The following is a 7,003-nucleotide window of genomic DNA, read 5'->3' on the forward strand; positions in this document are numbered from 1 at the left end:
AGTGACCCGCGGGCGGAGGGGGTCGTGGGAGGTTGCGACCCTGTCCGGAGATTGTGAAAAGCCAACCACTTGGACGGCTGTCCTGGTTCGACCCTTTTGAACTCGATTTGTGGGCCGGATCAACTTAAAACCGCAGGCCAGAGGCCCTTGTGAGAATGTTCACTATCTCGAGGCCCGTGTGAGGCGGGGGCGCGAACGGGGCATACATTGGCGACACGGCTCTCGTCCTTCGGGACCGCGCACCGGTCCCGCAGCGTGAGCCTCGCCCACCTATCCACATCAGCTGACCGGTCACGGGATTGGCCTGGCCAGTGCGAATCAACACGCTTGAATCGCGATGCGAGAAGGACACAGATCATCATGGCCGCAGACATCACCACCGACGCCCCGACGAGCACCTACAGGTCGAGCCACGCCGAGCTCCAGACCTGGGTCGACGAGGTCGCCGCACTCACCAAGCCCGACTCGATCACCTGGATCGAGGGGACTCCCGAGGAGTGGACCCGCCTCACCGACGAGCTGGTCGCCGCCGGCACGTTCGTGCGGCTCGACGAGAGCAAGAAGCCCAACTCCTTCTGGTGCGCCTCCGATCCGACCGACGTCGCGCGCGTCGAGGACCGTACCTACATCTGCAGCGTCGACAAGGCCGACGCCGGACCCACCAACAACTGGATGGCTCCGACCGAGATGAAGCGCATCATGATCGAGCTGTACGACGGCTCGATGCGTGGGCGCACGATGTACGTGATCCCGTTCGTGATGGGCCACATCGACTCCGCTCACCCGATGTTCGGCGTCGAGATCACCGACTCCGCCTACGTCGTCGCGTCCATGTCGGTGATGGCGCGTGTCGGCCGTGAGGTCCTCGACCGCATCGAGAGCACCCACGCGTCCTTCGTCCCCGCGCTGCACTCCGTCGGCGCGCCGCTCGAGCCGGGCCAGGACGACGTGCCGTGGCCGTGCAGCGACACCAAGTACATCGTGCAGTTCCCCGAGGAGCGCATGATCTGGTCGTACGGCTCGGGCTACGGCGGCAACGCCCTCCTCGGCAAGAAGTGCTACTCGCTGCGCATCGCCTCCGCGATGGGCCGCGACGAGGGCTGGATGGCCGAGCACATGCTGATCCTCAAGCTCACCTCGCCCGAGGGCGTCGTCAAGTACGTCGCCGCGGCGTTCCCCAGCGCCTGCGGCAAGACCAACCTCGCGATGGTCGAGCCGACCATCGAGGGCTGGAAGGTCGAGACCCTCGGCGACGACATCGCCTGGATGCGCGTCGGCGCCGACGGCCGCCTGTACGCCGTCAACCCGGAGTTCGGCCTGTTCGGCGTCGCGCCGGGCACCGGCTGGGACACCAACGCCAACGCGATGCGCACCATCGCCAAGGGCAACTCGGTGTTCACGAACGTCGCGCTGACCGACGACGGCGACGTGTGGTGGGAGGGCATGACGAAGGACGCGCCCGCGCACCTCACCGACTGGAAGGGTCGCGACTGGACTCCGGAGTCCGACGAGCTCTCGTCGCACCCCAACAGCCGCTTCTGCACCCCCATCCGTCAGTGCCCGATCCTCGCGCCGGAGTACGACGACCCCAACGGCGTCCCGATCGACGCGATCCTCTTCGGCGGTCGCCGCAAGACGACCATCCCGTTGGTGACCGAGGCCCGCGACTGGAGCCACGGCACGTTCATGGGCGCCACGCTCTCCTCGGAGACCACGGCCGCGGCGACCGGTGCGGTCGGCGTCGTCCGTCGCGACCCGATGGCGATGCTGCCGTTCATCGGCTACGACGCCGGTGACTACTTCAGCCACTGGATCTCGATGGCCAAGAACAACGACGAGTCGAAGTTCCCCAAGATCTTCTACGTCAACTGGTTCCGTCGTGACGACGACGGCTCGTTCCTGTGGCCGGGCTTCGGCGAGAACAGCCGCGTCCTCAAGTACGTCGTCGATCGCATCGAGGGCAACGTCGACGCCGTCGAGACCCCGATCGGTCTCGTGCCGGCGCCCGGCGCCCTCGACACCGACGGGCTCGACGTCACCGAGGAGCAGCTTGCGAAGGCCCTCGCCGTCGACGCCGACGAGTGGAAGACCGAGATCCCGCAGATCAACGAGTGGTTCGAGACGTTCGGCGACAAGCTGCCGGCCGTGCTCTGGACCGAGCTCGACGGTCTGAAGGCCCGCCTCGAGGCCTGAGCTCTGGCGCGGCGCCCCGTACCCTCACGCAGGGTGCGGGGCGTCGTGCTGTCCGGGGCGCGTACGACTGGGGTCTGACCCGCCGCCCGCAGCACAGGCCCGAGGGCTGACGGGTCACGGCGCGCGCCGCCGTACGGTCACGGAGTGCTGATCTCCGACCCGCTCTCACGCCTGATCGCCGAGGCCGCCACCGGCCTCCCCTCCCCGCTCGCGACAGCGGTGGAGCTGCTCCCCGACATCGGGCTCGTCGTGCTCGCGCTGGTCCTGGCGGCCACCTCGTACGGGCGTGGGCCTCGCACGCTCGCCGTCGGGATCGCGGCCGGAGCCGGCGTCGTGCTGGCGTACGGCGCCAGCGAGGTGCTGAAGGTCCTCGTCCGTGACGAGCGGCCGTGCGGCGCTGTCGACGTGCTCGCGACCTGCCCCGCCGAAGGCGACTGGGCGTGGCCGAGCAACCACGCGACGATCGCCGCCGCCCTCGCGACGGCGGTGGTGCTGGTGGCACCGCGGTGGTGGCGGTACGCGGTGCCTGTCGCCGTCGTCGTGGCGGTCGGACGGGTCGTGGTCGGGGTCCCCGACATCGCCGACGTCGCCGCGGGGACCGCGCTCGGGATCGCCGTCACCGTCGTCGTCGCGCGGCTGCTGGCCGCGCGGGTCGCCGCGCTGCTCGTGCAACCGCCCCGGGTGGGGTGAGCGGCGTCAGGCCGACCGGGGCGACCAGCCGATCGCCGGCAGGACCTCCTCGGTCAGGGCGGCGAGGTGCTCGACGTTGTAGGCGACGCCGAGCATGTTCGGCACCGTGATCAGCAGCGTGTCGGCATCCCGTACCGCGGCGTCCGCGGCGAGCTCCTCCGCCAGCGCGGCGGGCTCACCGACATACGACTTCCCGAACCGCGACACCAGCCCGTCGATGACCCCGACCTGGTCTGCGTCCGAGCGCTCGCCGAAGTAGGCGCGGTCGGTGTCGTCGAGCAGCGGCACGATGCTGCGGCTGACGGAGACCCGCGGCTCGCGCTCCCAGCCCTGCTCAGCCCACGTGTCGCGATAGCGGGCGATCTGCTCGGCCTGGAGCTGGTCGAACGGCACGCCGGTGTCCTCGGTCAGCAGCGTGGAGGACATGAGGTTCATCCCCTGCTTCGCGACCCACTCGCCGGTCGCCCGGGTGCCCGAGCCCCACCAGATGCGGTCGCGGAGCCCGTCGGACTGCGGCTGGATCGAGAGCGGCACCTGCTGGCCGGTCATCGCGGGGTCGGACAGCGCCACGCCCGCACCCCTGATCGCGGCGAGGAAGATCTCGGCATGCGTCCGCGCCATGTCGGCGTCGGTCCCGCCCTCCGGCGGCACGAACCCGAACGACTCGTACCCGCGCTGCGCGTTCTCCGGTGATCCGCGGCTGATGCCGAGCTGGAGCCGGCCCGCGCTGATCAGGTCGGCGGCGGCCGCCTGCTCCGCCATCGCGAAGGGGTTCTCGTAGCGCATGTCGATCACGCCGGTCCCGATCTCGATCCGCGACGTCCGCGCTGCGATCGCGGCCAGCAGGGGGAACGGCGACGCGAGCTGGCGCGCGAAGTGGTGCACACGCACGTACGCTCCGTCGAGACCGAGCTTTTCGACCTCGACGGCGAGATCGATCGTCTGGAGCAGCGCGTCCTGTGCCGTACGGACCTGCGAGCCCGGGACGGCCTGCCAGTGGCCGAAGGAGAGGAAGCCGACGTTCTTCATCTCCCCATGGTAGATGAAGTGTCAACTACCTCCGCGCTCCGGGGCCTTGGGCGACAATGACGACATGGCCGACCTCGCAGCCCCCTCCCTCATGCCCGCCGCGTTCATCGGCCACGGCAACCCGATGAACGCGCTCGAGCGCAACCGCTACACCGAGGCATGGCGTGCGCTGGGCGAGTCTCTGCCGAAGCCGCGCGCGATCCTCGTCGTGTCGGCGCACTGGTACATCAACGCCACGGCGGTCACCGCGATGCGCACCCCGAGGACGATCCACGACTTCTACGGCTTCCCACGCGAGCTGTTCGAGGTGCAGTATCCGGCGCCCGGGATGCCCGAGCTGTACGAGGAGGTCTCCGACGCCGTGCACCCGACGTGGTGCGGCGAGGACCAGGACTCCTGGGGCATCGACCACGGCACCTGGTCGGTCCTGACCCACGTCTTCCCCGACGCCGACATCCCGGTGGTCCAGCTGAGCATCAACGCCGACAAGGGCCTCGACTACCACCTCGACCTGGGCCAGAAGCTCAACGCCCTGCGCGCCGACGGAGTGCTCGTCCTCGGCAGCGGCAACGTCGTCCACAACCTCGGCGGGATGGACTGGGGACTCGCGGACGAGGGGTACGACTGGGCGCACCGCTTCGACGAGTCGGCCAGGGAGCTGATGGCCGAGGACCCGACCAACATCGCGACGATGGACGCGCACGCCGACTACCGGCACGCGGTGCCCACGCCGGACCACTTCCTGCCGTTGCTCTATCTCGCCGGGATGGCCGACCAGTCAGGCCGTGGAGCGGACGTGCTCGTCGACGGCTACACGTACGGGTCGCTGTCGATGACGGCGTTCACGCTCGACCTGGACTGCCCGGACGCCGGTGCGGGAGCTCCCACGGGTGATCCCGGCACCCCTGCCTCGCCCCCGGACGGCTCCAACATCTGACCCGTCCGGCCCCGGCCCCTCCCGTCCCCGATTTGTGCACTTCGTCGAGGAATCCCCGGCCCGATTCCTTGAGGAGGTGCACAAATCGGGGACGGAGCGGGCAGGGAGTCAGTCGGCGAGCGCGGGTTCCGGCTCACGGTCGACGTCGAGCCCGCCCTCCAGCTCGCGCGGACTCATCTTCGGGATCAGCAGCGCGACCAGCGCCGCGACCAGCAGCGCCGCCGACAAGAACAGGAACCCCGCGACGTACGACGACTCTCGCGGCTCCCCGCCGCGTCCGAGCTGGCCCGTCACGATCGTCGCCATCACCGCCGAGCCGACCGCGCCGCCGATCGTACGGATGTTGGCGTTCATGCCGCTCGCCACGCCGGTCTGCTCCGGCGGCACCGCGGCGACGACGAGGCTCGCCAGGCAGGCGAAGACGGCGCCGAGGCCGATCCCGAACAGGCCGCTGGCGATCGCCGTCTGCCACGGCTCGTGGTGGACCAGGCCCATCGCCCCGAGCCCGATCGCGCTCAGGAGGCAGCCGATCACCACGACCGGCTTGGGGCCGCGGATGCGGGTGAGCGGCGCGGTGACGAGTCCCATCACGAACGTGCCGACCGCCGAGGGCAGCATCAGCAGGCCCGACTCGGTGATGGACGCGCCGAACCCGTAGCCGGCGACGCTCGGGTCGGTCTGCAGCAACCGTGGCGTGAACGCGAACGACGCATACATGCCGACGCCCATGAGGAACGCGACGAGGTTGGCGGTCCACACCGCGGGGAGGCGCATCATGCGCAGGTCGATGAAGGGTACGGCGGCCCGCTGCTCGACGTACACCCATCCGAGGAGCAGGACGACCGCCGCGATGAGGAGGCCGACGACCAGCGGCGCACCCCACCCGACGCGCGACCCCTCGCTGATGCCGATCAGCAGCGCCGTCAGCCACCCGGCGAAGAGCAGCGTCGGGAGCAACGGGATGCGGCCCGGCGTGCGTACGGGGGACGCGGGGACGAGGACCCACGCTGCGACGGCCGCGGCGCCGGTGACGATCGCCGGCAGCCAGAACAGCCACACGTAGCCCAGCCCGTCCACCATCGGCCCCGCCACCACCGTGCCGAAACCGCCGCCCGCTCCCATCAGGGCCGACGTGAAGCTGATCGCGCCGGAGATCTTGGGCTCGGGGAACTCGTCGCGGATGATCCCGAACGCCAGGGGTACGACGCCGCCGCCGACGCCCTGGATGACCCGCGCCGCGATCATCACGCCGACGTTCGGGGCGAGCGCAGCGACCACGGACCCGACCGCGAGCAGCCCGAGCGCGTACACCAGCACGCGCTCCTTGCCCGTCGCGTCACCGAGTCGGCCGGCCAGCGGCGTGAAGACCGAGGCGGAGACGAGGTAGGCAGTGACGACCCAGGTCACGGTCGTCGCGTTGGTCCCGAGCTCCTCCTGGATGCGCGGGAGCACCGGGATCGTGAGCGACTGGACCAGGGCGAACGACGCGACTCCGACGCACAGCACCGCGAGCGTGACGCGATAGTGCGTACGACGCGCGGTCGAGATCACCCTGGCCCCCTGTCACGGCGGCCGCGTGGGTGCGACCAGTCCTGCTATGCAACCAACCACAGGCCGTACGGGTTCATTCCGGCCGGGCGGCGTTTCGGGTGCTCACACCTCAGACGCCACGATCCCACCCCGAATACGAGGTGGGATCGTCGGACTTCCGGTGCGAGCACCTCAAACGCCGGGCACCACCGGGTCGCGCGCGATCGGGCACGACATGCAGCGGGGACCGCCGCGCCCGGTGCCGAGCTCCGAGCCCTGGATCCGGATCACCTCGATGCCCGCCGACTCGAGCCGCGCGTTGGTCTCGATGTTGCGCTCGTACGCCACGGCGAGCCGCGGCGCGATCGCGAGCGTGTTGTTGCCGTCGTCCCACTGCTCACGCTCGGCGGTGACGGCGTCGAGCCCGGTGTCGATGACGCGCAGCCGGTCGATCTGCAGCGCCTTCGCCGCCGCCTCGAGGAACGGAGCCGGCTCGTCGATCGACAGCGCGGTCCCGGAGCCCTCGGTGACCGGGTAGGCGCGGAGCGTGTCGGCGACCGCCGGATACATGACCACCGCGTCGACGTCGACCATCGTCACGACCGTGTCGAGGTGCATCGTGGC

6 protein-coding genes are annotated in these 7,003 nt (G+C 70.1%); 3 read left to right on the forward strand and 3 right to left on the reverse strand.

The features are described from left to right. The first annotated feature begins 360 nt into the window (after positions 1-360). Both PV363_RS14250 and PV363_RS14255 read left to right on the forward strand, forming a co-directional pair. Positions 361-2,193 (forward strand): phosphoenolpyruvate carboxykinase (GTP), encoded by a 1,833-nt coding sequence (locus PV363_RS14250; RefSeq protein ID WP_301022652.1) that lies wholly within the window; start codon positions 361-363, stop codon positions 2,191-2,193. A 144-nt stretch (positions 2,194-2,337) separates the two neighbouring features. Then, complete coding sequence (locus tag PV363_RS14255) at positions 2,338-2,883, forward strand: phosphatase PAP2 family protein (protein WP_301022653.1); 546 nt, start codon at positions 2,338-2,340, stop codon at positions 2,881-2,883. A 6-nt stretch (positions 2,884-2,889) separates the two neighbouring features. On the opposite strand, the gene PV363_RS14260 is transcribed toward PV363_RS14255, so the two are convergent. Then, on the reverse strand, positions 2,890-3,912 hold the full coding sequence (locus PV363_RS14260; protein WP_220366464.1) for an LLM class flavin-dependent oxidoreductase: 1,023 nt from the start codon (positions 3,910-3,912) through the stop codon (positions 2,890-2,892). Positions 3,913-3,976: 64 nt separating this feature from the next. Here PV363_RS14260 and ygiD point away from each other — a divergent pair, with 64 nt between their 5' ends. Next, positions 3,977-4,849 (forward strand): 4,5-DOPA dioxygenase extradiol, encoded by an 873-nt coding sequence (ygiD, locus tag PV363_RS14265; protein WP_301022654.1) that lies wholly within the window; start codon positions 3,977-3,979, stop codon positions 4,847-4,849. A 108-nt stretch (positions 4,850-4,957) separates the two neighbouring features. Here the strand turns inward: ygiD and PV363_RS14270 are convergent, their stop codons facing one another. Further along, positions 4,958-6,400, reverse strand: a complete 1,443-nt coding sequence (locus PV363_RS14270) for an MFS transporter (RefSeq protein ID WP_301022655.1) — start codon at positions 6,398-6,400, stop codon at positions 4,958-4,960. Between the two features lie 171 nt (positions 6,401-6,571). Continuing rightward, positions 6,572-7,003, reverse strand: a 432-nt coding sequence (locus tag PV363_RS14275; RefSeq protein WP_301022656.1) for an arginine deiminase family protein, incomplete at its 5' end; no start/stop codon positions are given.

Origin of the sequence: Mumia sp. (genome assembly GCF_028803055.1) — a bacterium.
In the GTDB taxonomy this organism is placed as follows: Bacteria; Actinomycetota; Actinomycetes; order Propionibacteriales; family Nocardioidaceae; genus Mumia.